Origin of the sequence: Pseudomonas sp. NPDC089392 (assembly GCF_044749595.1) — a bacterium.
Classification (GTDB): Bacteria; Pseudomonadota; Gammaproteobacteria; order Pseudomonadales; family Pseudomonadaceae; genus Aquipseudomonas.
Window position 1 is genome coordinate 145,930 of sequence record NZ_JBIVIF010000010.1, and the last position, 22,005, is coordinate 167,934.

Annotated in this window: 21 protein-coding genes; 10 read left to right on the top strand and 11 right to left on the bottom strand. The window is 63.2% G+C overall.

All coding sequences use genetic code 11. The annotated features are described in order from the left end of the window. Positions 1-284 precede the first annotated feature (284 nt). On the bottom strand, positions 285-1,682 hold the full coding sequence (gene gabP, locus ACIP1G_RS12205) for a GABA permease (protein WP_400737044.1): 1,398 nt from the start codon (positions 1,680-1,682) through the stop codon (positions 285-287). A 272-nt stretch (positions 1,683-1,954) separates the two neighbouring features. Here gabP and ACIP1G_RS12210 point away from each other — a divergent pair, with 272 nt between their 5' ends. Beyond that, positions 1,955-2,293, top strand: coding sequence for a DUF2892 domain-containing protein (locus ACIP1G_RS12210; protein ID WP_400737047.1), 339 nt, complete (start codon positions 1,955-1,957; stop codon positions 2,291-2,293). A 115-nt stretch (positions 2,294-2,408) separates the two neighbouring features. Here the strand turns inward: ACIP1G_RS12210 and ACIP1G_RS12215 are convergent, their stop codons facing one another. Continuing rightward, the gene (locus ACIP1G_RS12215) at positions 2,409-3,617 is read right to left on the bottom strand and encodes a hypothetical protein (protein ID WP_400737050.1); all 1,209 of its coding nucleotides are present in this window, start codon (positions 3,615-3,617) and stop codon (positions 2,409-2,411) included. A gap of 41 nt (positions 3,618-3,658) precedes the next feature. Next, positions 3,659-4,108, bottom strand: a complete 450-nt coding sequence (locus tag ACIP1G_RS12220; protein ID WP_400737052.1) for a YcgN family cysteine cluster protein — start codon at positions 4,106-4,108, stop codon at positions 3,659-3,661. 144 nt (positions 4,109-4,252) lie between these two features. On the opposite strand from ACIP1G_RS12220, the gene ACIP1G_RS12225 reads away from it, so the two are divergent. Continuing rightward, complete coding sequence (locus ACIP1G_RS12225) at positions 4,253-4,846, top strand: nitroreductase family protein (RefSeq protein ID WP_400737055.1); 594 nt, start codon at positions 4,253-4,255, stop codon at positions 4,844-4,846. Between the two features lie 131 nt (positions 4,847-4,977). Here ACIP1G_RS12225 and ACIP1G_RS12230 read toward each other — a convergent pair whose 3' ends face one another. The 4 genes from ACIP1G_RS12230 to ACIP1G_RS12245 all read right to left on the bottom strand — a co-directional run bounded on the left by ACIP1G_RS12230 (position 4,978) and on the right by ACIP1G_RS12245 (position 9,197). Next, the gene (locus ACIP1G_RS12230) at positions 4,978-5,910 is read right to left on the bottom strand and encodes a D-2-hydroxyacid dehydrogenase (RefSeq protein WP_400737058.1); all 933 of its coding nucleotides are present in this window, start codon (positions 5,908-5,910) and stop codon (positions 4,978-4,980) included. A gap of 2 nt (positions 5,911-5,912) precedes the next feature. Continuing rightward, complete coding sequence (locus ACIP1G_RS12235; protein WP_400737061.1) at positions 5,913-6,206, bottom strand: YcgL domain-containing protein; 294 nt, start codon at positions 6,204-6,206, stop codon at positions 5,913-5,915. Then, positions 6,203-7,336 carry a ribonuclease D gene (gene rnd / locus ACIP1G_RS12240; RefSeq protein WP_400737063.1) on the bottom strand — a complete coding sequence of 378 codons (1,134 nt, stop codon included), beginning with the start codon at positions 7,334-7,336 and terminating at the stop codon, positions 6,203-6,205. Before rnd ends, ACIP1G_RS12235 begins: the two co-directional genes overlap by 4 nt. 223 nt (positions 7,337-7,559) lie before the next feature. Next, positions 7,560-9,197: a phosphoethanolamine transferase gene (locus ACIP1G_RS12245; RefSeq protein WP_400737066.1), complete on the bottom strand. Its 1,638-nt coding sequence runs from the start codon at positions 9,195-9,197 to the stop codon at positions 7,560-7,562. A gap of 252 nt (positions 9,198-9,449) precedes the next feature. Between ACIP1G_RS12245 and ACIP1G_RS12250 the strand changes: the two genes are divergently transcribed. Continuing rightward, positions 9,450-9,686 carry a YdcH family protein gene (locus tag ACIP1G_RS12250; protein ID WP_400737068.1) on the top strand — a complete coding sequence of 79 codons (237 nt, stop codon included), beginning with the start codon at positions 9,450-9,452 and terminating at the stop codon, positions 9,684-9,686. Positions 9,687-9,805: 119 nt separating this feature from the next. On the opposite strand, the gene ACIP1G_RS12255 is transcribed toward ACIP1G_RS12250, so the two are convergent. Continuing rightward, positions 9,806-10,987 (bottom strand): trans-sulfuration enzyme family protein, encoded by a 1,182-nt coding sequence (locus ACIP1G_RS12255; RefSeq protein WP_400737071.1) that lies wholly within the window; start codon positions 10,985-10,987, stop codon positions 9,806-9,808. A gap of 92 nt (positions 10,988-11,079) precedes the next feature. Between ACIP1G_RS12255 and ACIP1G_RS12260 the strand changes: the two genes are divergently transcribed. Then, a complete protein-coding gene (locus ACIP1G_RS12260) occupies positions 11,080-11,541 on the top strand; it encodes an Lrp/AsnC family transcriptional regulator (protein ID WP_400737074.1) in 462 nt (153 codons plus the stop codon). Between the two features lie 119 nt (positions 11,542-11,660). Here ACIP1G_RS12260 and ACIP1G_RS12265 read toward each other — a convergent pair whose 3' ends face one another. After that, entirely contained in the window at positions 11,661-13,991 is a 2,331-nt protein-coding gene (locus tag ACIP1G_RS12265; RefSeq protein ID WP_400737077.1) for an FdhF/YdeP family oxidoreductase, read from the bottom strand. A gap of 324 nt (positions 13,992-14,315) precedes the next feature. Here ACIP1G_RS12265 and moaA point away from each other — a divergent pair, with 324 nt between their 5' ends. Together moaA and ACIP1G_RS12275 are read left to right on the top strand one after the other, a co-directional pair. Continuing rightward, positions 14,316-15,320 carry a GTP 3',8-cyclase MoaA gene (gene moaA / locus ACIP1G_RS12270; RefSeq protein WP_400737079.1) on the top strand — a complete coding sequence of 335 codons (1,005 nt, stop codon included), beginning with the start codon at positions 14,316-14,318 and terminating at the stop codon, positions 15,318-15,320. A gap of 20 nt (positions 15,321-15,340) precedes the next feature. Beyond that, a complete protein-coding gene (locus tag ACIP1G_RS12275) occupies positions 15,341-16,240 on the top strand; it encodes a bestrophin family protein (protein WP_400737082.1) in 900 nt (299 codons plus the stop codon). 131 nt (positions 16,241-16,371) lie between these two features. Here ACIP1G_RS12275 and moaB read toward each other — a convergent pair whose 3' ends face one another. Then, positions 16,372-16,911, bottom strand: coding sequence for a molybdenum cofactor biosynthesis protein B (moaB, locus tag ACIP1G_RS12280; protein ID WP_400737085.1), 540 nt, complete (start codon positions 16,909-16,911; stop codon positions 16,372-16,374). Positions 16,912-17,052: 141 nt separating this feature from the next. Here moaB and ACIP1G_RS12285 point away from each other — a divergent pair, with 141 nt between their 5' ends. Continuing rightward, positions 17,053-17,940, top strand: a complete 888-nt coding sequence (locus tag ACIP1G_RS12285) for a LysR family transcriptional regulator (RefSeq protein WP_400737088.1) — start codon at positions 17,053-17,055, stop codon at positions 17,938-17,940. Here the strand turns inward: ACIP1G_RS12285 and ACIP1G_RS12290 are convergent. Next, positions 17,928-18,710 carry a helix-turn-helix domain-containing protein gene (locus ACIP1G_RS12290; protein ID WP_400737090.1) on the bottom strand — a complete coding sequence of 261 codons (783 nt, stop codon included), beginning with the start codon at positions 18,708-18,710 and terminating at the stop codon, positions 17,928-17,930. The two genes, ACIP1G_RS12285 and ACIP1G_RS12290, sit on opposite strands and share 13 nt — an antisense overlap. Before the next feature lie 378 nt (positions 18,711-19,088). Between ACIP1G_RS12290 and ACIP1G_RS12295 the strand changes: the two genes are divergently transcribed. From ACIP1G_RS12295 to ACIP1G_RS12305, 3 genes are all read left to right on the top strand, one after another. Continuing rightward, positions 19,089-20,702, top strand: coding sequence for an APC family permease (locus tag ACIP1G_RS12295; RefSeq protein ID WP_400737093.1), 1,614 nt, complete (start codon positions 19,089-19,091; stop codon positions 20,700-20,702). A 23-nt stretch (positions 20,703-20,725) separates the two neighbouring features. Continuing rightward, entirely contained in the window at positions 20,726-21,652 is a 927-nt protein-coding gene (locus ACIP1G_RS12300; RefSeq protein WP_400737096.1) for a 4-hydroxyproline epimerase, read from the top strand. A 46-nt stretch (positions 21,653-21,698) separates the two neighbouring features. Next, the coding region (locus tag ACIP1G_RS12305) for a dihydrodipicolinate synthase family protein (protein WP_400737099.1) at positions 21,699-22,005 on the top strand (307 nt) is incomplete at its 3' end.

The window sequence follows — 22,005 nt, forward strand, 5'->3', positions numbered from 1 at the left end:
CGGTGAAATCAGTCTGGTCCTTTGTTTCAAGGGGTTCCAGAGGGCTCAGGGGTGGAATTAAACACCCATGGGGCTGCATTGCCAAACCGGACAGGTAATTAGCCAGATCAGACAAATGGGCAAAATGTGCCGGTCTCTTCGCGAGTGAACCCGTTCCCACAGGGGCATCACAGGGTCTGAGCACAGTGATATCCCTGTGGGAGCGGGTTCACCCGCGAAGAGGCCAACACAAATAAAAAAGCCACCTGCAGGCAGGTGGCTCTCTTTCATTCACACAAATCCCGTTACGCGGTCGCCAAGGCCTCCAGCTGCGCATGCCGCTTGCTGGTAATCACCCCCAGTACCAAAATCACCAACGCCAGCGCCAATGTCAGCGATACCTCCATGCGGTGCTGCGGCATGACGAACATGGTCCCCAAGGCAAAGATGATGAAACCGATCACCGCATAGGTCAGCCACGGGTAGAGCCACATCTTGAAAGCAATCTCGACATTCTGCCGCTGCAGGATGGCGCGCATGCGCAGTTGCGAGAAGGCAATGGCCAGGTACACCAGCAAGGCAATCGACCCGGAACTGGCCAGCAGGAAGGCAAATACTTCGGCCGGGGCGAAGTAGTTGACGATGGTTGCCAGCATGCCGATCAGCGTGCTGCCGATCACCGCCGCACGCGGTACGCCTACCTTGGAAGTGCGCTGGATGAAGCCCGGCGCATCACCGCGCTTGCTCAGCGAGTAGAGCATCCGCGACGAGATGTAGATCGACGAGTTCAGGCAACTGGCCACCGCCACCAGCACCACCATGTCCACCAGCAGCTTGGCGTAGGGGATGTGCATGATTTCCAACGCGCGCTGGTAGGAGCCCTGCACCGGCAGCAGCGGGTCGTTCCACGGCACTACCGAGATGATCACGAAGATCGACAGCAGGTAGAACACGCTGATGCGCCAGATCACCGAGCGGGTGGCCTTGGCGATATTGCGCGCCGGGTCTTTCGATTCTGAAGCGGCGATGGTCACCGCTTCGGTGCCCAGGTAGCTGAACATGGTAGTCAGCAGAGCGCCGATGATCGCCGTCCAGCCATTGGGCATGAAGCCGCCCTCCTGCTCCAGCAGCAGTGGCAGGCCACTGACTTTACGACCCGGCAGCACCCCGGCCAAAGCCGCTGCGCCCAAGGCGATGAAAGCAACGATGGCGATGACCTTGAGCATGGCGAACCAGAACTCGAACTCGCCGTACTTGGCCACGCTGAACAGGTTGGTGGCGGTCAGCAGCACGGTCATGCTCAGGGCGAAGAACCAGGCATCGATGTGCGGGAACCAGTTGTTGAGTACCACGCCAGCGGCGATGGCTTCGATGGGTATTACCAGCACCCAGAACCACCAGTACAGCCAGCCGATGGTAAAGCCGGCCCAGCGGCCGATGGCGCGGTCGGCGTAGGTGGAGAACGAGCCGGTATCGGGGCTAGCGACGGCCATTTCCCCAAGCATGCGCATCACCAGCACTACCAATGCACCGGCCAGGGCATAGGCGACGATGGCCGAAGGGCCGGCCGCCGCAATGGCGTGCCCGGAGCCGATGAACAACCCGGCACCGATCACCCCGGCGATGGAGAGCATGGTCACATGGCGTTGCTTGAAGCCTTGCGCCAGCTGATTGCCGGCGCCACTCGCGCTTGTCATTGTCATCCTGATCCCTGCTTTTGTTTTCTTTGTGGGGGACGTGAAGCTCCTGGATCGAAACCCAGCGTGGATGAGCTTCGCGCCCGGTCACGGTACGCCAGCGAGGGGGCGGTCAAGTTGCCTGGATCCGCCAGAGACTTGACCATAAATGACATTGGCGCCGCTGAAAGACGCATGGCAGAGCCCTGGGTGCGACATGGCTTGCCGCTGGGCGACTCGAATGAACGCTGGCGGCCTGCTGCGAGTCAGCTGCTTACATTTCACATGGAGGGGTTGTCATGCTCGATATCCATTCCGCTGCGTCCTCGCAGCACAATGTCCATGGCCTGGAACGGGTCAGCTCGCTGGCGGGAGGCGCGTTGATGTTCAGCAAGGGACTGCGCCATGGCGGCCTGGTCGGTTTGTTGCAGATGGTGGTGGGTGGCCTGGCGGTGGCGCGTGGGGTCAGCGGGCATTGCTCGACCAAGGCCTGGTGGCAGCAGCATCGGCAGGAGTATCAGCGGTTGCGTTCGGATATAAAACGCAGTGCGGCGGAGCTGGAGGCGTTGAAGGCCAGCGCCGAGGCGGCGACGCGGGGGGTGACGGTGACAGGGAAGGATCCGTTGGCTGGCAGTTGATTGATGCATTGCCTGTGCGGGCCTCTTCGCGGGTAAACCCGCTCCTACAACAGGGGTGATTACCCTGTAGGAGCGGGTTTATCCGCGAAGAGGCCCGCACAGGCAATAGAGATGTCTAACGCAACGCCTTGCTCTGCAACACCTCAGACCGCCGCCCCAGCACATTCTCGCTGATCTGCACAAACTCTTCGGTACTGACGCTGGGCAGGCGCATCAGCCCGCGCACCACATCATCCAGCGAGCGCTTGGCCTGGGTGTGGATGCGGATTTCCTTGTCCAGCGCCTGCAGCAGCATCACCCCGCGGGCCACCTGCGCCGGGCTTGCGTGCTCGCCCTTGAGCCGGGTGACCTTGGCGCCCTGCTTGCTCAGGCGTGCCTGCCAGGCCTGGTAACGGTCATCGCTCACCCCGCCCGAACGGCGCAGCAACTCGCTGGCGTAGTAGTCAGTCAGGCTTTCCACCAGCCAGTCACTGCCGTCACGCCCATGAATCTGCGCAAACAACTGCACCACTTCGCGCAACAACGGGCTGCTGCCGTTCTCGCTGACCATCGGCCGAGCACTGTGCAGGTACAACGAACCTTGCGCCGCCATCGCCCCACGCCACATGCCATCACGGGCACCGACCAGCAGCAGCTTCGGCGGGTTGCGTGGGAACACCGCTTGCAATTGCGGCCAGACAAACGTCAGCAAGGTCAGGCTGTCCATGCGCCGCATGCCCTGCCCCACCGGCGCGGCCACGGTCACCTCGGTATCGCCCAGGCGGGCGCGGCGGCTGCCCAGGTCACCGGCGAGCATCCAGCCGGTCGGGCGGTCGAACAGGCGTGATACGTTGTCGATGCGGAACTTGTCCTTGCCCACGCGCGGCCAGGAGGTTTCGATGCTCTTCCAGCCCTCGGGCAGGTCGAATGACAGGCGCGCCACCAGCTCGGTGCCATCCTGCTGGTCGAGACGTGCTGGTGGCACCAATTGGTCGCCGAGGAACAGCGCCCAGTGTGGGGTGATACGCGAGGAATAGGCACCGCTGGCGAGCTTCTGGTCCAGCTGCACACGGTAGCTGAGGCTGGTCTTGCCGGCCGCTGGCTGCCACACGCCACGCCGGCCGTTCACTTGCCATTGGCCATCAGCCTGGAAGCCACTGAAGGCCCCGGCCTTGCCCAGGTCGAAGTCCAGGCTGCGCACGGCGCTGCCTTCGGCCAAGGTAACACGGACTTCCGCCTGGCCACTGGCAGGCAACAGACGCACCTGGTAGTCGAGGTCGACCTTTTTCGCCCAGGCCGGCGAACTGGCTATCAGGCCCAACACTAGCAACAGCTGGCAACGCATACAGAAACTCCTTGTTTCCCCGTGGCAGCGGGCCGCGCCGGTCAGCTGGCGCGGAAGATCAGGTGGTCTTCCCAGTCGTCTTCGTGCACATCCTGCTCCCTGAGCATACGCCCCGACTGGGAAATGCGTTGGTCATGGACCTGCTGGCGATCGCCGCAAACCAGGTGATGCCAAGCGGGCAAGTCCTTGCCCTCGCTGACCAGGCGGTAGCCGCAGGTGCTCGGCAGCCACTTGAACTGGTCGGCCTTGCCCGGGGTGAGCTGGATGCAGTCAGGCACCTGGGCGAAGCGGTTGGGGTAGTCGCTGCACTGGCAGCTGTCGAGGTCCAGCAGCTTGCAGGCGATGCGCGTGTAATAGACGCTGTTGTCGTCCTCGTCCTCAAGCTTTTGCAGGCAGCACAGGCCGCAGCCGTCGCACAGTGACTCCCACTCTTGCGGGCTGAGTTGTTCGAGGGTCTTGCGCCGCCAGAACGGCGCGTTTTCAGCGATCATTACACGGGTTTCCTGCATTCATCTTGGGGCCACGGCGCGCGGCGGCGCCAGTCTAGAGCCTGGGCTCCGGCAAAGCCAGACCGCTTGTCAGTCGCGACGGGACGCAGTAGCGTGCGCTTTTCCCGTCCTTTTGCAGGAGCAGCCATGAGCGCCAACCCCCGCATTGCCGATTACGCCATCAACGAACAGTTCATCAACCGTTGGTCGCCACGCGCCTTCACCGCCGAGCCGATCAGCGAAGAGACCCTGCTGAGCTTTCTTGAAGCGGCACGCTGGGCACCGTCGGCGTACAACTCGCAGCCTTGGCGCTTCCTGTATGCCCGCCGTGACACGCCGAGCTGGGAGCGTTACCTGAGCCTGCTGGTGCCGTTCAACCGCAGCTGGGCGCAACAGGCGTCGGCGCTCGTGCTGGTGATTTCCAAGACCACCTTCACCGCCCCAGGCGCCACCGAAGAAAAACCGGCGCTGTGGCACACCTTCGACACCGGTTCCGCCTGGGGGCACCTGGCCCTGCAGGCCAGCATCAGTGGCTGGCATACCCATGGCATGGCCGGTTTCGACCAGGAACTGGCGCGTCAGGAGTTGAAGATTCCTGAAGGCTATGTGCTGCATGCCATGGTGGCGATCGGCAAGATGGGTGACAAGGCCAGCCTGGACGAAGCGCTGCAGGCGCGTGAAGTGCCTAGCCCGCGCAAGCCGCTGAGTGAGCTGGCGGCTGAGGGTGATTTCAGCCTGTAAGTTTTGGGTTGCCAGTACCGGCCTCTTCGCGGGTAAACCCGCTCCTACAAAGGCCTCCCATTTCCCTCAGGACTGTGGAGACCGTTGTAGGAGCGGGTTCACCCGCGAAGAGGCCGGCACAGGCACTACAATTAATAACCCCGGGCGAAGTCGACCTCACCACGCAACCCCTGCCCTGCTGCATAAGCCTGCACATTCTCGACAAACAACCGCACCATCGCCGCCGGCGAGGTAGGCGCCGAGCTGTGCCCGGTCAGCAGCAAGCCCCAGGCAGTCCAGAAAGGGTGCTGCTTGGGCAGCGGCTCCTGGCGGCACACATCAATCACCGCACCGGCCAGATGGCCCTCTTTCAGCGCCACTACCAGGTCAGCATCGACCACTGCCGCGCCACGCCCGGCATTGATGAACAGCGTCGTGGGCTGGAAGCATTTGAATAGCGCTGCGTCATACAGGTCGTGAGTGGCCGGGGTGTCCGGCAGCAGGTTGAGCACGTAGTCGACCTGGCCAACCATGCGCGGCAGGTCGGCCAGCGCCGCCACCTCGACGAACGGCGCCTGTTCACGGGCGCTGCTGGCAACCCCGTACAGCACCACGCCAAACGGCCGCAGGAACTCGGCCACGCGCTGGCCAATGTCACCGGTACCAACAACCAGCACCTTGCGCCCTTCAAGGCTGCGCCCCGGGCGGTCATCCCAACGCCGCTCGACCTGGCTGACCAGGCGCGACAGCACTTCGCGCTCATGGCCAAGCATGTAGGTGAGCATATATTCAGCCATCACCTGGCCGAAGATGCCCACCGCACGGGTCAGGCGGTAAACACGCGGCAGGCCATCGGCCAGCAACGGTGTGATACCGGCCCAGGTCGACTGTATCCACTGCGGTTTGTGGCCCTGGCGCAGCAGGCTCGCCAGCAGGTCTGGCTGGCCCAGCCACACCGGGCACTGCGGTGCCTGGCGGGCCAGTTCGGCCGAATCACCGCTGGTCAGGATTTCCACATCAGGCGCGGCTGCACGCAAAAGCTCGGCATATCGAGCATGGTCATGCTCAGCTATCAATACGCGCATTGTCAGACCGGGTCGTTACGACGCAGCAGTTCTTCGGGCAGATGCTCGATGTACTCGTCTTCAAGCGGCGGCATCTGCAGGTGGTAGCCTTGGTTGTCGAGGTTCTCCAGCACCTTGGTGATGTCCTCGCGGGCCAGCTTGCGCTCGGGGCTGAGCACCAGGTCGAAGGCGTGCACGGGGTTGCCGAAGAACGGCAGCAGGCCTTCGGGTACGCGCTCCAGGCCGTCGGCCTTGAGCACATACAGGTACATTTCGTTCTTGCGGGGGCTCTTGTAAATCGAGCAAATGCGTTTCATCGGGTTTCTCCGACACCTGCCAGGTTGTCCAGCAGGGCCTGGCCCATACGCTCACGGCGCCAGCCGCGCAGCGAATCGGGCAGTTGATAAGGGCCATTGGGGTAGCCGCTCTTGAGCAGCGCTTCCAGGGCTTTCTTGCGCAGCATCAGCTCGGGAGCAATCCCCAGGCGCTCGCCTTCGGCCTGGCCGATGGCACGCAGCTGCTTGAGGATGCCAGCGGCCTCGATCGGCAGCGGCTCGGGCAACCGCGCGGGCCACTGCTCGGCTGGCAGGCTGGCGGCGCGCTTGATCAGCTGGATGAGGAACTCACCGTCCTGACGAATGGTGCGCGGGTGCATCTCGTCGATCTTGGCCAGCGCCGACAGGTTGTTCGGCTGGCTCTTGGCCATGGGCCACAGCGAGTGCTCCTTGAGGATACGGTTGCGCGGCACATCGCGGCTGCGTGCTTCGCGCTCGCGCCAGGCGCACAGCTCACGCAGCACCGCCAGTTGCTGGGGCGCCAGCTTCCAGGCCAGCTTGACGTCGCGGTACAGGCTTTCGGGCTCGACTTCGCGGCGCAGCTGGGCGACCAGCTCGGCGCCGTCTTCCAGCACCCAGGCGTACTTGTCGTCACTCAGGCGCGGGCGCAGCTCGGTGAACAGCTCGGCCAGGTGCACGGCATCCTCGGCGGCATAGCTGACCTGGGTTTCCGAGAGCGGGCGCTGCAGCCAGTCGGAGCGGGTTTCGCCCTTGGGCAGCTCGATTCCCAGCACTTCCTGCACCAGGCGCGAATAGCCCATGGAGAAGCCCAGGTTCAGGTAGCCGGCGGCCAGCTGCGTGTCGAACAGCGGCTGGGGCAGCTTGCCGGTCAGGCGCAGCAGCACTTCGAGGTCTTCGCTGCAGGCATGCAGCACCTTGACCACGCCGCTGTCTTCCAGCAGGTCGGCCAAGGGTTGCCAGTTGTCGATCAGCAGCGGGTCGATCAGGAAGGCCCGCTGGCCGTCGCCGATCTGGATCAGCCCGGCTTTCGGGTAAAAGGTGTCGACCCGCATGAATTCGGTATCGACGGCGACGAAGGGCAGTTGGTGCCAGTCGCGGCAGTGTTCGGCCAGGCTCTGGTCGTCACGGATCCAGTGTATTTCGATGGCCACGAGGCTCTCCCACTAACATTGGCGCGCAGTATATACGGCGCGGGCACTGCTGGTGAAACCCGGGCCATCCTTGGAATAGATAAACGGTGCGGCACCGGCACCTTTTGTAGGAGCAGCCTTGTGCTGCGAAAGGGTCGGTGCATTGATCATCAGGCTGTATTGGCTGTACCGGCCTCTTCGCAGCACAAGGCTGCTCCTACAGGGGCCGGGTACAGACATAGGCTTAGCGCTTGGCCGCCAGCCAAGGCCGGCAGCTGGCGAACATGTCCAGCGACTGCTGGTAGACCTCGGTGTGTACCTGCAGCAGGCCGAGCATCGAGTGGAACAGGTTGTCCTGCGACAGCGGGGCATCGCTGAGCTTGGCCAGGCAGTCGGTGTCGACGCCGAAGTCCTCCTTGTAGCTGTCGGAGAACCAGGTCAGCAGCGGCACGTGCTTCTGCTGCTCGGGGGCGATGGCGTACGGCGTGCCGTGCAGGAACAGGTTGTACTCGCCCAGCGACTCGCCATGGTCGGACAGGTAGATCATCGCCGTGTCGACCTTGTCCTGCTTGCTGCGCAGGGTGTCGATCAGCGACGCCAGCACCTTGTCGGTGTAGGCCAGGGTATTGTCGTAGCCGTTGATGATTTCCTGCTCGCTGCACTGGTCCAGCGCGTTGCTCTGGCATACCGGGGTGAAGCGCTGGTCGGCGCCCGGGTAACGCTTGAAGTACTCAGGGCCGTGGCTGCCCATCTGGTGCAGCACCAGCACGGTATCCTTGTCGAGGTTGTCGATCAGTTGGTCCAGGCCTTGCAGCAGGATCTGGTCATGGCATTCGCCATTGGCGCACAGCTGCGGGTCGGTGAGGTTGCTCACATCGATGAACTGAACGCGGTCGCAAGTGCCCTTGCAACCCGACTGGTTATCGCGCCACTGCACGGCCAGGCCGGCACGCTGCAGGATATCCAGCAGGCCTTCGCGGTTCTTCGCCACGCGGGCATCGTAGTCCTTGCGTTTCATGCCAGAGAACATGCACGGCACCGAGACGGCGGTTTCCGTGCCGCACGAGTGCACGTCGGAAAACGCCAGCAGGCCCTGCTCCTTGGCAAGGTTCGGCGTGGTATCGCGGTCATAGCCCAGCACACCAAAATGGTCTGCCCGGGCACTTTCACCCACCACCAGCACGGTCAGCGACTTGCGCTCATGCTTCTGCCAGGCAACATCACGCTTGGCATCTTCGCCATAACTCTGGAACGGGCGCGATGCCGTACCGACGCGCTCGCTGACATAACCAATGGAGGCACCGACGATATTGCTGGGGGTGAGCATCAGGCGCAGTTCGTGGTGGTTGCGAAACAGCGACGACAGGCCTTGGTAGTTGACCAGCGCCACCGAGCCCAGGGCCACTACGCAGGCACCACTGACCACCAGCTTGCCCAGCAGCTCGCGGTGCCAGGGGCGGTAGGCGATCTTGGCCTTCCACAGCAGTATCGAAGGCAGCACACCGAGCAGCAGGATATAAGCGGCAAACTTGAACGACATCAGGTCGCGCACTTCCGAAACATTGGTCTCTGCCATATTGCGGAACATGCCGGCATCAATAAGTACACCGTACCGGTTCATGAAGTAAGCGACGCCCGCGCCACTCAAGAACAAGATGATCAATAACGGTTTCAATACATAACGGAAGGCAAACAGCGTCAGTATCAGGTTGAACGCGAACAACATCAGCACGGCGAACGCCAGGCTCAGCCAAAGCCCCGACAGGCCGGCGGGCACGATCTCTTGCAGGTGCCCCCAAAGGAACATGTTGAAGCCAATCAGCAGGTAAAGGCTGGCCAGCAGCGTGACCCATTCAGTCCGCAGGGATTTGAAGTTGAGCATCAGCGTTCGCAATCAAGAGTGATTATCAACCCCCAGGCCAGATGGCACCGTGGGAAAGTTGGGCGAACTCTAGAAAGCGCGTCATCAATTTTTTGTGAAAAAGATGGTAACAATTTCGTGAAGGGGCATCTTTTGGCGCTCATCTGCGTTTCTTTCAGCTGCCGTTCAGCCAGGCCGCCATCACCGGCCTGCGCAAAGGCGGCTATCCTCAGAGGTCAGGACCTTACCGACAACCCTGACAGAGGTGAAGAAATGCCAGTTCCGCATGATCTGCTCGCTGACCTGCACGTTACCGCTGACGCATTCCAGGCGCTCATGGACAAGGACCAGGCGCTGCATTCACTGCACAAGGAATACAACGCCAAGGACAAGGAGGTGGTAGCCGCCGAAGGCAACGGTACCAACGACGAGGCCGTCAACCGCCTGCGCAAGGAGCGGTTGCTGATCAAGGACAAGATCGAACGGATCATTCATCCGCCGAAATCCTGACAGGAATTCATTGAAGCTACTGGCCTATTCGCGGCGGTTCGACGCCTCGATAAACCCGCTCCTACAAGGTACGCGGTCCGATGTAGGAGCGGGTTCACCCGCGAATAGGCCGGCAGCCCTTACACAACAACCAGCGCGTTCAACGCCCCATCCAGGTCCTCGACCAGGTCGCGGTAATCCTCGATCCCCACCGACAGCCGCAGCAGGTTCTCGCTGATCCCCATCACGCCCTTCTGCTCCGGGCTCAACGAGCAGTGCGACATACTCCAGGAGTGGTTGATCATGCTTTCCACCCCGCCCAGCGAGTCGGCCAGCACAAAGATCTGCAGCGCCTCCACCAGGCGGTTCAGCGCAGCGCGGTCGCCCTTGACCTTCATCGCCACCACCGCCCCACCGCTGCGCATCTGGCGTTTGCACAGTTCATGCTGCGGGTGGCTTTCCAGCCCCGGGTAATACACCTGCTCGACCTGTGCGTGGTTTTCGAGGAAGCGCGCTACCTGCAGGGCGTTGGCACACTGGCGCTCCATGCGCACATCCAGGGTCTTCAGGCCGCGCAAGGCCAGGTAGCAGTCGAACGGCCCTTGCACCGCGCCAATCGCCATGCTGATGCGGCGCAGGCGTGCCAGCAGCGCATCATTGGCCGCCACCACCACGCCACCGGTCAGGTCGGAGTGACCGCCGATGTACTTGCTGGCCGAGTGCATCACCAGGTCCACGCCCAGGGTGATCGGGCGTTGGTTCCAGGGCGAGCAGAAGGTGTTGTCGATGCAGGTGAGAATGCCCCGCGCCTTGGCCAAGTCGCACACCGCCTTGATGTCGACCAGGTGCAGCAACGGGTTGGTCGGTGATTCGATCCAGATCAGCTGGGTTTCCGGCTTGATGGCAGCGGCCACCGCATCGAGGTCGTTAAGGTCGACATAGGTGGTGGTCAGGCCAGAGGTGTGGCTGCGGTAGTCTTCGAGGATGCGGAAGGTGCCACCGTACACGCCGTTCATCACCACCACGTGGGCATCCTTGGGCAGCAGTTCCAGCACCGTGGCGGTGGCGTTCACGCCAGAGGCACAGGCGACTGCACCCACGCCTTCTTCCAGCGCCGCGACACAGGTCTCGTAGGCATGCCGGGTGGGGTTGCCGACGCGGCTGTAGGAGTACTCCGGTTTGTCGTCCAGGCTGCGTTTGGTGAACGAACTGGCGGTGACGATGGCCGGAAAAATGGCGTTATCGGCGACGCTGAACTGCTCGCCGGCGTGGATGGTACGGGTGGCGAAATTGCGCGGCTTGTCGGACATGGTCAGGCCCATTGGCAGAATTAAGGCTGCAACTATCGCACAACCCAAATCTTCTGGCCTTGGGGTAATCTGTGAAATATTTTTCTGCACGGCCAACGCGCGATATGGACAGTTTCGACCAGCACATTCTCACCCTGCTACAGCGCGACGCCTCGATCTCGCTGAAGGACCTGGCCGAGGCCGTCAACCTGTCCACCACGCCGTGCTGGAAGCGGGTCAAGCGCCTGGAGGAAGACGGCTACATTGTCGGCCGTGTCGCCCTGCTCGACCCGGAAAAGCTGGGTTTGGGGCTTACCGTGTTCGTCCAGCTCAAGACCCAGCGCCACGACAGCGCCTGGCTGGAGCAGTTTGCCGCGACGGTGACCGGGTTCGAGGAAGTGATGGAGTTCTACCGCATGTCGGGGGACTGGGATTACATGCTGCGGGTGGTGGTGGGGGACATTGCGGCGTATGACCGGTTTTACAAAAAGCTGATTACCAGTACTGATGGGCTTTCCAATATCACCTCCAGTTTTGCCATGGAGCAGATGAAGTACACCACGGCCTACCCGGTGAACCGTTCCTGAATCGGTGGTGGATTCTTCGCGGGTGAACCCGCTCCTACAAGGATCACCACAGGTCTCAGGGCTGTAGTGATCCTTGTAGGAGCGGGTTCACCCGCGAAGAGGCCCTTACAGGCAACCCATCAATCCGAGGCCAACACCGCCGCAATCCGGTTACCAGCCTTGGCCTTCTCCACCTTGATCGCCACAAACTTCGAGGTCGGGGTATAAGTCCCCTCGCCATAACTCTCCAGCGGCACCAGCGGGTTTGTCTCCGGGTAATACGCCGCCGCCTGCCCTTCCGGCACGTCATAGGCCACCAGGCGGAACCCCGACACCCGCCGCTCCACGCCATCCTCCCATAGCGACACCAGGTCCACCTGCTCACCCGGCTCGAAGCCCAGCCGGCGGATGTCGGCCTCGTTGACGAACACCACTTCACGCAGGCCGAACACCCCACGGTAGCGGTCGTCCAGGCCATACAGGGTGGTGTTGTACTGGTCGTGCGAACGCAAGGTCTGCAGGATCAGGTCGGGCTTGTCGCCACGGGCCAGCACCTTGGCGTTGATCAACTCCTCGGGCAGCGCATGGGGCATGAAGCGGGCCTTGCCCGTGGCCGTGCGGAAGTTGCGGTCGGCAGCGTTGTTGCCCAGGTGGAAACCGCCTGGGCTATTCAGGCGTTCATTGAAATCGGTGAACCCAGGGATAACGTCAGCGATCATGTCGCGAATACGGTTGTAATCGGCCACTGCATATTCCCAGTCGATCGGCTGGTTGCCCAGCGTGGCCTTGGCCATGCCAGCGACAATCCACGGCTCCGAGCGCATGTGCGGCGAGCGCGGGCGCAACTGGCCGTTGGAGATGTGCACCATGCTGAAGGTGTCTTCCACGGTCACGCCTTGCGGCCCTTCGCTCTGCAGGTCGATTTCAGTGCGGCCCAGGCACGGCAAAATCAGCGCATCGCGGCCGGTGACCAGGTGCGAGCGGTTGAGCTTGGTGGAAATCTGCACGGTCAGCGCGCAGTTCTGCAGCGCCGCGTGGGTGCGCGGGGTGTCTGGGGTGGCCTGGGCGAAGTTGCCGCCCAAGGCGACGAAGACCTTGGCCCGCCCTTCTTCCATGGCCTTGATCGCCAGCACCGCGTTGTGCCCGTGGGCACGCGGCACACGGAACTGGAAACGTTTTTCGATGGCATCGAGCAGCGCCGCCTTGGGCTTTTCGTCGATGCCCATGGTGCGGTCGCCCTGCACGTTGCTGTGGCCGCGCACCGGCGACAGCCCGGCGCCGGGCTTGCCGACGTTGCCACGCAGCAGTTGCAGGTTGACGATTTCCTGCACGGTCGGCACCGAGTGGCGGTGCTGGGTAACGCCCATGGCCCAGCACATGATCACCCGCTCGGCCTTGCGGTACATGCGCGCAGCCAGCTCGATCTCGGCCAGGGTCAGGCCCGACTGCTTGACGATGTGCTCCCAGGGGGTAGCGTCCACCGCTGCCAGGTAGTCATCGACGCCACTGGTATGCTCGGCGATGAAGGCATGGTCGAACACCGCCGGCTCGCCCTTGGCCTGGGCTTCGCGCTCCCATTGCAAGAGAAACTTGGCGATGCCGCGCATGGCCGCCATGTCGCCACCCAGGGCCGGGCGGAAGTAGGCGCTGGAGGTCGGCTCGGAGCCGTTGCTGAGCATTTCGAACGGGTGCTGCGGGTGCTGGAAACGCTCCAGGCCGCGCTCCTTGAGCGGGTTGAAACAGACCACCTGGGCACCACGCTTGACCGCCTCGCGCAGCGGTTCGAGCATACGCGGGTGGTTGGTACCGGGGTTCTGGCCGATGACGAAGATCGCGTCGGCCAGCTCCAGGTCATGGAACACTACAGTGCCCTTGCCCACCCCCAGGGTTTCCGACATGCCCGCACCGCTGGCTTCGTGGCACATGTTCGAGCAGTCGGGGAAGTTATTGGTGCCGTAGGCGCGCACGAACAGCTGGTAGAGGAACGCCGCCTCGTTGCTGGCCCTGCCCGATGTGTAGAACTCGGCCTCATCCGGCGACTGCAGCGCACGCAGGTGTTTGGCGACCAGTTCGAAGGCTTCTTGCCAGGTGGTTTCGACATAGTGGTCGGTGGCGGCGTCGTAACGCATCGGGTGCGTGAGGCGGCCCTGGTATTCGAGCCAGTAGTCCGTCTGGTCCTTCAGTGCGCTGACGCTGTACTTGGCGAAGAATGCCGGGTCCACCGAGCGGCCGGTGGCTTCCCAGTTGACCGCCTTGGCGCCGTTTTCGCAGAACTTGACCATGTCGCTTTCCGGCGACTCGCCCCAGGCGCAGCCGGGGCAGTCGAAGCCGCCGTTCTGGTTGGTCTTGAGCATGGCCCGCAGGTTCTTGAAGGCGTTTTCGCTGCCCAGCCAGCTCTTGGTCACGCTCTTGAGCGCCCCCCAGCCGGCGGCGGCGCCTTTATAGTCCCTGATGTGTTCGTCCTGGCTCATGCGATGAATCCTCACGCTTCGATGCTTTTATTCAGCGTATGGAGCGTGAGCTAGAGCCGTCCAATCGAAAGATCTTACGGCGTGATAAGCAGTTTCGATCATGGGTAGGGGGCTGGAGGGGTGTTGGGGCTGCCAGGTGCCTGTCACAAAATCTTCAGCGCCTGTGAGATCGAGCGCCGCCCGCGCGGCGCTCGATTTCACAGGCGCTGAAGATGCTGTGCCAAGTGATAGAGCCCACCAATCAAGCAGTCGGGCAAAGCAATTTGACGGCCCTGCGGCCAGGTTATAGCTTGGAGTTGTGTCCCTACCCATTCGAGCGCGAACGTGGAACAGAACAGCCGGGCCCTGATCGACGGCTTCAACCGGAAAATCGACTACCTGCGGATGTCGGTCACTGACCGCTGCGACTTCCGTTGCGTGTACTGCATGGCCGAAGACATGCAGTTTTTGCCGCGCCAGCAAATCCTCAGCCTCGAAGAACTGTTCCTGGTGGCCGAGCGCTTCGTCGCCCTCGGTACCCGCAAGATCCGCCTGACCGGCGGCGAGCCGCTGGTACGCCAGGGCATCGTCGACCTGTGCGGGCGCATCGCCGCCCTGCCCGGCCTGCGTGAGCTGTGCCTGACCAGCAACGGCTCGCAACTCCACCGCCTGGCCCAGCCGCTGTTCGACGCCGGCGTAACGCGCCTGAATATCAGCCTCGACAGCCTGGACGCCGACCGCTTCAAGCAGCTGACCCGCACCGGCGACCTGCACCAGGTGATCGCCGGCATCGACGCCGCACGCCAGGCCGGCTTCAAGCGCACCAAGCTCAACTGCGTGGTGCTCAAGGGCCGCAACGACCACGAGCTGGTCGACCTGGTGCGCTTTGCCATCGACCGCGAACTGGACATCACCTTCATCGAAGAAATGCCGCTGGGGGTAATCAGCGAACATGAGCGCGGCGAGTCGTTCTGCTCCAGCGATGAAGTACGCGAGCTGCTGGCCGAACAGTTCACCCTGGTCGAATCGACCGAATCATCCCACGGCCCGGCCCGTTACTGGCGCCTGGCCGAAGCCGCCAACACCCGGGTCGGCTTCATCTCGCCGCACAGCCACAACTTCTGCGCCACCTGCAACCGCGTGCGCCTGACCGTCGAGGGCCGCTTGCTGTTGTGCCTGGGTAATGAACACTCGGTAGACCTCAAGCAAGTGCTGCGCGCCCACCCCGGCAACCCCGAACGCCTGGAAAAGGCCATCCGCGACTCCTTGCACCTGAAACCCTACCGCCATCACTTCGAAGTCGGTGGCGACGTGCAGATCCTGCGCTTCATGAACATGACCGGCGGCTGAGCGGCCGTCTCTGGATTTCCATGATCGTCCACCCCACCCCCGATGTGCTGCGTGTGCTGTTCACCCTCAAGGGTTCGATCGTCAAGCGCATTGCCCTGCGCTGCCTGATGGTTACCCTGCTGGCCGCGCTGATCGTGCTGGTCGAGCGCCACTACCCGGCGTTTTTCTACCCGGTCAGTGCCACGCCGTTCACCTTGCTGGGCCTGTCGTTGTCGATCTTCATGAGCTTTCGCAACAACGCCTGTTATGACCGTTGGTGGGAGGGCCGCAAGGCGTGGGGCAAGCTGATTATCGAAACTCGCTCGTTCGTGCGTGAAAGCGTGGTGATTGCCGATGAAGGCCTGCGTAACGAACTGCTGCGCGGCTTGTGCGGTTTCGCTCATGCGCTGAATGCGCGGCTGCGTAACGAGGACGAGCTGGCGGCTGCCAAGCGCTGGCTGACGCGGGCAGATGCGATCAGCCCGCACAATGTGTGCGACGGTATCCTGCGTGAAATTGGCGGGCACTGCTCGCGCCTGGCCGAACAGCAGCAGATCAGTGATTGGCGCTACAGCGTGCTTGAGCAGCGGCTGGTGGGCCTGACCGAAGTGCAAGCCACCTGCGAACGGATCAAGGGCACGCCATTGCCGTTCCCCTACACGCTGTTGCTGCACCGCACCATCTACATCTTCTGCATTCTGCTGCCGTTTGCCCTGGCCGAGCCACTGGGCTGGCTGGCGCCGCTGTTCACCACCATCGTGGGGTATACGTTCTTCGGGCTGGATGCGATTGGCAATGAGCTGGAAGATCCGTTTGGGCGCGATGAGAACGACTTGCCGACCGATGCCATGGTGCGGACTGTGGAGCGGGATATTTTGGCGGGTTTGGGGGAACAGCAGTTGCCACCGGCGTTGTTGCCGGTGGGGTATGTGTTGAGCTGAGCATATGTGCTGCCCTGTGCCGGCCTCTTCGCGGGTGAACCCGCTCCTACAAGGTGCAGCGCAGGGTTTGAAACCTGTGGGGTCGTTGTAGGAGCGGGTTCACCCGCGAAGAGGCCGGTACAGGCTGAAGATCAACCCCGGCTGCCACAGGCCTCGATCGGCAGCAGGTGCTTGACGAAGTTGCACGGCCGGTGCCGCGCATCCAGTTGCTCCGCCAGGATCCCCTCCCACGCCGTACGGCAGGCCCCGGTAGAACCCGGCAGGCAGCACACCAGCGTGCGGTTGGACAGCCCCGCCAATGCCCGGCTCTGCACCGTCGAGGTGCCGATGTCCAGAATCGACAAGGCCCGGAACAGCTCGCCAAAACCATCGATGCGCTTGTCCAGCAGGCACTCGACCGCCTCTGGTGTGCTGTCGCGGCCGGTAAAACCGGTACCACCGGTAATCAGCACCACCTGCACCTGCTCGTCGGCAATCCAGGTAGCGACCTGGGCGCGGATCTTGTACAGGTCGTCCTTGAGCAGCGCCCGCGCCACCAAGCGGTGGCCGATCTCCACCGAGCGGCTGGCCAGCAGCTCGCCGGAGGTGTCATTGTCGTAGGTACGGGTGTCGCTGACGGTCAGCACGGCGATGTTCAGCGGTACGAAAACCGCATCGGGTTGGACGCGCACGGTAAGGCTCCTTGGAGGGTATTGTCGCCACGCTAGAGGCATGACCCCAGGGCCGTCCAATCGTTATGGCATACCGGCCGATCAATGACATCTATCGCAGACGTAGGTTAAGGTCTGCACAACCAGACGCCAGGCATTTCCATGGACATCAAGCAGCTCAAATTCCTCATCGCCCTCGACCAGACCCGCCACTTCGGCCAGGCGGCGGCGCTGTGCCATATCACCCAGCCGACGCTGTCCATGCGCCTGCGCAACCTGGAGGACGAGCTGGACCTGGTGCTGGTCAAGCGCGGCCAGCGCTTCGAGGGTTTCACCGAAGCAGGCGAACGCATCCTGGCCTGGGCCCGCACCCTGCTCGCCGCCCACGACGGCCTGCAGGCCGAAGCCGCCAGCTGCCGTGGCCAGGTGGTCGGCAGCCTGCGCCTGGGCACGGTGCCGCTTGCCAGCTTCAACCCCATGCACTTGCTGCTGCCGCTACGCGAAAAATACCCAGAGTTGCACTTCCAGCTCAGTTCGCTGAGCTCGGAGCAGATCATCGACGGGCTCAGCCGCAATCAGCTCGACCTGGGCATCTGCTACCTGGACCAGGTCAACACCAGCTTCTTCGAAGTGATCGAACTGGGCACCACCACCATGGGCCTGCTGCACGACACTCGGCACTTCCAGTTTGCCAGCGATACCCTGCGCTGGGACGAGCTCGGCGACATCCCGCTGGGCCTGCTGAGCAAAGGCATGCACTACCGCCAGTCGCTGGACCTGAGCTTCCGCAGCCGTAGCCTGGAGCCCAATTCGGTACTGGAGAGCGACTCAAGCTTCCAGCTGATCCAGGCCATCAACACGGGCATGTGCTGCGCGATCATGCCGCTGGACTGCGGCCTGGAAGACCTCAGCGAACACCTGCGCATCCTGCCGGTGGCCGACGCCGCCATCCACAGCCCGGTTGGCCTGCTGCTGCGCCGCAGCGAACCGCGTTCGGCGATTGCCGAGCAGTGCTTTGCCGAGGCGCGGGCGCTGTTTCAGGCCACTTGATCAGCGGTCGCCTGGCGATACTGGCGCGGGGTGAAGCCGGTCAGTTGCTTGAACTGGCGGCTGAAGGCGCTGTGGTCGGTGTAGCCGCAGCACATCGCTACTTCGGTGATTGGCAGCGCCGAATGCAGCAGCCGGTGGGCGTGCTCCAGGCGCGCCTTGTGGATCATCTGCCGCGGCGTGAGGTGAAACACCCGCTTGCAGTAGCGCTCCAGTTGGGCCACGGAAATACCGGCGATGCGGGTCAGATCGCCCATGCTGATCGGCTGGTGGAAATGCCGGCGAATGTGCTCATCCACGGCGGCCAAGCGCTGGTACGCAGGGTGGGTGTCGGCAGCTGACTGCAGGTCGACCGAAATACCGACCAGGCCGATGATCTGCCCCTCTCGGTTGTACAGCGGGCGCTTGTGGGTCAGGCACCAGCCGGGCTCGCGGCTGCCGTACAAGTGCAGCTCCAGCTGGTCTTCCAAAACCAACCCCTCCTTGAGCACGCGGCGGTCCTGCTCGGTGTAGCCGGGGCCCAGCTGTGCCGGGAACACTTCGGCGCTGGTCTTGCCCAGCAGCGGTTGCAGGCGCTTGAGGCCGCAGCGCTGGACCAGGGTGTTGTTGGCCAGCACGTAGCGGGCGTCGGGGTCCTTGATGAAGATCGCGGCGCTGGGGATGGCGTCGAGGATTGGCAGCAACAGCGCTACACCGGCCAGCAGGGCCTCGAGGGAGGCGGGGCGGTGCTGGTCCAGGGATTGGTAGAGGGTTGCCAGGGGGGTGTCGGTCATCTGCCCTATCTCTGTTTGCTGTGCTGGCCTCTTCGCGGGTAAACCCGCTCCTACAAAGGAGCGCTCAGGTCCAGAGGGCAGAGAGGTCCTTGTAGGAGCGGGTTCACCCGCGAAGAGGCCGGCACTGCGATTACATATCTGCAACCCTTACGGGGTAGGGCTTACAGCCTATTCCCCACCCTTCCCGCCTGCCACTGTTTTTCAGCAACTGTGCCGATTTCGTCATCCCCCTTGCAGAAAACCATCAAGAACCGCCGCCCCGATCGGTCCACTCTATGCCCCACGCAAGCCGCCCAAGTCCTACAAGAGCGCGGCCCAAAAAGCCGCATCTCGTGACATCAGACCTGCCTATCCAATAACCAACAAAAAGGCGAACCCATGTCAGGCAAATTCAAGAAACAGTTATCACTGCTGGACCTCACCTTCATCGGCCTAGGTGCCATCTTCGGCTCTGGCTGGCTGTTCGCCGCCAGCCACGTGTCAGCCATCGCCGGCCCGGCCGGCATCCTCTCCTGGTTCCTCGGCGGTTTCGCCGTGCTGTTGCTGGGCATCGTCTACTGCGAGCTGGGCGCCGCGCTGCCCCGTGCCGGTGGTGTGGTGCGCTACCCGGTGTACTCGCACGGCCCGCTGCTCGGCTACCTGATGGGCTTCATCACCCTGATTGCCTTTTCCAGCCTGATCGCCATTGAAGTGGTCGCCTCGCGCCAATACGCCGCCGCCTGGTTCCCCGGGCTGACCAAGGCTGGCTCCAGCGACCCGACCATGCTCGGCTGGCTGGTGCAGTTCGCCTTGCTGGGGCTATTCTTCTTCCTCAATTACCGCAGCGTGAAAACCTTCGCCAAGGCCAACAACCTGGTCAGCGTGTTCAAGTTCATCGTGCCGCTGTTGGTGATCGGCGTGCTGTTCACCTTCTTCAAGCCGGAGAACTTCACCGTGCAGGGCTTTGCCCCGTTCGGCCTGTCTGGCGTGGAAATGGCCGTGTCGGCCGGTGGCATCATCTTCGCCTACCTGGGCCTGACGCCAATCATTTCGGTGGCCAGCGAGGTGAAGAACCCGCAGCGCACCATCCCGATTGCGCTGATCCTTTCGGTACTGCTGTCCACTGCCATCTACGCCCTGCTGCAGCTGGCCTTCCTCGGCAGCGTACCTACCGAGATGCTGGCCAACGGTTGGGCCAGCGTGACCAAGGAACTGGCCCTGCCCTACCGTGACATCGCCCTGGCCCTGGGTGTGGGCTGGCTGTCCTACCTGGTGGTGGCCGACGCGGTGATCTCGCCCAGCGGCTGCGGCAACATCTACATGAACGCCACCCCGCGCGTGGTCTATGGCTGGGCGCAAACCGGCACCTTCTTCAAGTACTTCACCCGCATCGACGCGGAATCCGGCATCCCGCGCCCGGCGCTGTGGCTGACCTTCGGCCTGTCGGTGTTCTGGACCCTGCCGTTCCCGTCGTGGGAAGCGCTGATCAACGTGGTGTCCGCCGCCCTGGTACTGAGCTACGCCGTGGCCCCGGTCACCGTCGCCGCCCTGCGCCGCAACGCCCCAAACATGCCGCGCCCGTTCCGGGTCAAGGGCATGGGTGTGCTCGGCCCGCTGTCGTTCATCATCGCCGCGCTGATCGTGTACTGGTCGGGCTGGAACACCGTGTCGTGGCTGCTGGCCCTGCAGATCGTGATGTTCGTGCTGTACCTGCTGTGCGGCCGCTTCGTGCCGACCCAGCACCTGTCGCTGGCCCAGCAAGTACGCTCGTCGGCGTGGCTGATCGGCTTCTACGCGGTGACCATCCTGCTGTCGTGGCTGGGCAGCTTCGGCGGCCTGGGGGTACTCGGCCACCCGTTCGACACCGTGGCCGTGGCCGTCTGCGCCCTGGGCATCTACTACTGGGGTGCGGCCACTGGCGTGCCTGCCCATCTGGTGCGCCTGGAAGGCGAGGATGAAAGTGAAGCCTCCGCTGAAAGCTACGCCGGCCGCCCTGCCGCAGTCGCTTCCTGATCTTTTACGCAAGGGACAAGCCCATGAAACAGATTCACGTCATCGACTCCCACACTGGCGGCGAGCCCACCCGCCTGGTGATGAATGGCTTCCCCATATTGCACGGCCGCAGCATGGCCGAGCAACGCGACGAATTGCGCGAGCTGCACGATCAATGGCGCCGCGCCTGCCTGCTGGAGCCACGCGGCAACGATGTGCTGGTCGGCGCGCTGTACTGCCCGCCAGTGTCGGCCGACGCCACCTGTGGAGTGATTTTCTTCAACAACGCCGGCTACCTGAACATGTGCGGCCACGGCACCATCGGCCTGGTCGCCTCGCTGCAGCACCTGGGCCTGATCACAGCGGGCGTACACAAGATCGACACCCCGGTCGGCCAGGTCAGCGCCACCTTGGATGAAGACGGCGCCATCACCGTAGGCAACGTGCCCTCCTACCGCTACCGCCAGCAGGTGGCGGTGGACGTGCCCGGCCATGGCGTGGTGCGCGGCGATATCGCCTGGGGCGGCAACTGGTTCTTCCTGGTTTCCGAGCACGGCCAGCGCATCGAGCTGGATAACCGCGAGGCACTGACCGAGTACACCTGGGCCATGCTCAAGGCCCTCGAAGCCCAGGGCATCACCGGCGAAAACGGCGCGCCCATCGACCACGTCGAGCTGTTTGCCGACGACGCCAACGCCGACAGCCGCAACTTCGTGATGTGCCCTGGCAAGGCCTACGACCGCTCACCGTGCGGCACCGGCACCAGCGCCAAGCTGGCCTGCCTGGCCGCCGACGGCAAGCTTGCCGAAGGCCAGACCTGGGTACAGGCCAGCATCACCGGCAGCCAGTTCCATGGCCGCTATGAGCGCGACGGCGAACGCATTCGCCCGTTCATCACCGGCCGCGCCTACATGACCGCCGACAGCACCCTGCTGATCGACGAACAGGACCCGTTCGCCTGGGGCATCTGAGCCCCCGGCTTTTTTACCAAACCGATTTTCGCGAGGAGTAACAACAATGACCAACAACATCTTCACCGGCACCATGCCCGCCCTGATGACCCCGTGCACCGCCGAGCGCAAGCCGGACTTCGACGCCCTGGTACGCAAGGGTCGCGAACTGATCGAGGCCGGCATGAGCGCTGTGGTGTACTGCGGTTCGATGGGCGACTGGCCGCTGCTGACCGAGGCCGAGCGCCAGGAAGGCGTGGCACGCCTGGTGGCTGCCGGCATCCCGACCATTGTCGGCACTGGCGCGGTGAACACCCGTGAAGCGGTCTCGCACGCCGCCCACGCCGCCAAGGTCGGCGCCGCCGGCCTGATGG

Coding starts and splice junctions, on each gene's coding strand:
- gabP (WP_400737044.1), bottom strand. CDS start 1,682: ATGACAATGACAAGCGCGAGTGGCGCCGGCAATCAGCTGGCGCAAGGC.
- ACIP1G_RS12210 (WP_400737047.1), top strand. CDS start 1,955: ATGCTCGATATCCATTCCGCTGCGTCCTCGCAGCACAATGTCCATGGC.
- ACIP1G_RS12215 (WP_400737050.1), bottom strand. CDS start 3,617: ATGCGTTGCCAGCTGTTGCTAGTGTTGGGCCTGATAGCCAGTTCGCCG.
- ACIP1G_RS12220 (WP_400737052.1), bottom strand. CDS start 4,108: ATGATCGCTGAAAACGCGCCGTTCTGGCGGCGCAAGACCCTCGAACAA.
- ACIP1G_RS12225 (WP_400737055.1), top strand. CDS start 4,253: ATGAGCGCCAACCCCCGCATTGCCGATTACGCCATCAACGAACAGTTC.
- ACIP1G_RS12230 (WP_400737058.1), bottom strand. CDS start 5,910: ATGCGCGTATTGATAGCTGAGCATGACCATGCTCGATATGCCGAGCTT.
- ACIP1G_RS12235 (WP_400737061.1), bottom strand. CDS start 6,206: ATGAAACGCATTTGCTCGATTTACAAGAGCCCCCGCAAGAACGAAATG.
- ACIP1G_RS12245 (WP_400737066.1), bottom strand. CDS start 9,197: ATGCTCAACTTCAAATCCCTGCGGACTGAATGGGTCACGCTGCTGGCC.
- ACIP1G_RS12250 (WP_400737068.1), top strand. CDS start 9,450: ATGCCAGTTCCGCATGATCTGCTCGCTGACCTGCACGTTACCGCTGAC.
- ACIP1G_RS12255 (WP_400737071.1), bottom strand. CDS start 10,987: ATGGGCCTGACCATGTCCGACAAGCCGCGCAATTTCGCCACCCGTACC.
- ACIP1G_RS12260 (WP_400737074.1), top strand. CDS start 11,080: ATGGACAGTTTCGACCAGCACATTCTCACCCTGCTACAGCGCGACGCC.
- ACIP1G_RS12265 (WP_400737077.1), bottom strand. CDS start 13,991: ATGAGCCAGGACGAACACATCAGGGACTATAAAGGCGCCGCCGCCGGC.
- ACIP1G_RS12275 (WP_400737082.1), top strand. CDS start 15,341: ATGATCGTCCACCCCACCCCCGATGTGCTGCGTGTGCTGTTCACCCTC.
- ACIP1G_RS12285 (WP_400737088.1), top strand. CDS start 17,053: ATGGACATCAAGCAGCTCAAATTCCTCATCGCCCTCGACCAGACCCGC.
- ACIP1G_RS12290 (WP_400737090.1), bottom strand. CDS start 18,710: ATGACCGACACCCCCCTGGCAACCCTCTACCAATCCCTGGACCAGCAC.
- ACIP1G_RS12295 (WP_400737093.1), top strand. CDS start 19,089: ATGTCAGGCAAATTCAAGAAACAGTTATCACTGCTGGACCTCACCTTC.
- ACIP1G_RS12300 (WP_400737096.1), top strand. CDS start 20,726: ATGAAACAGATTCACGTCATCGACTCCCACACTGGCGGCGAGCCCACC.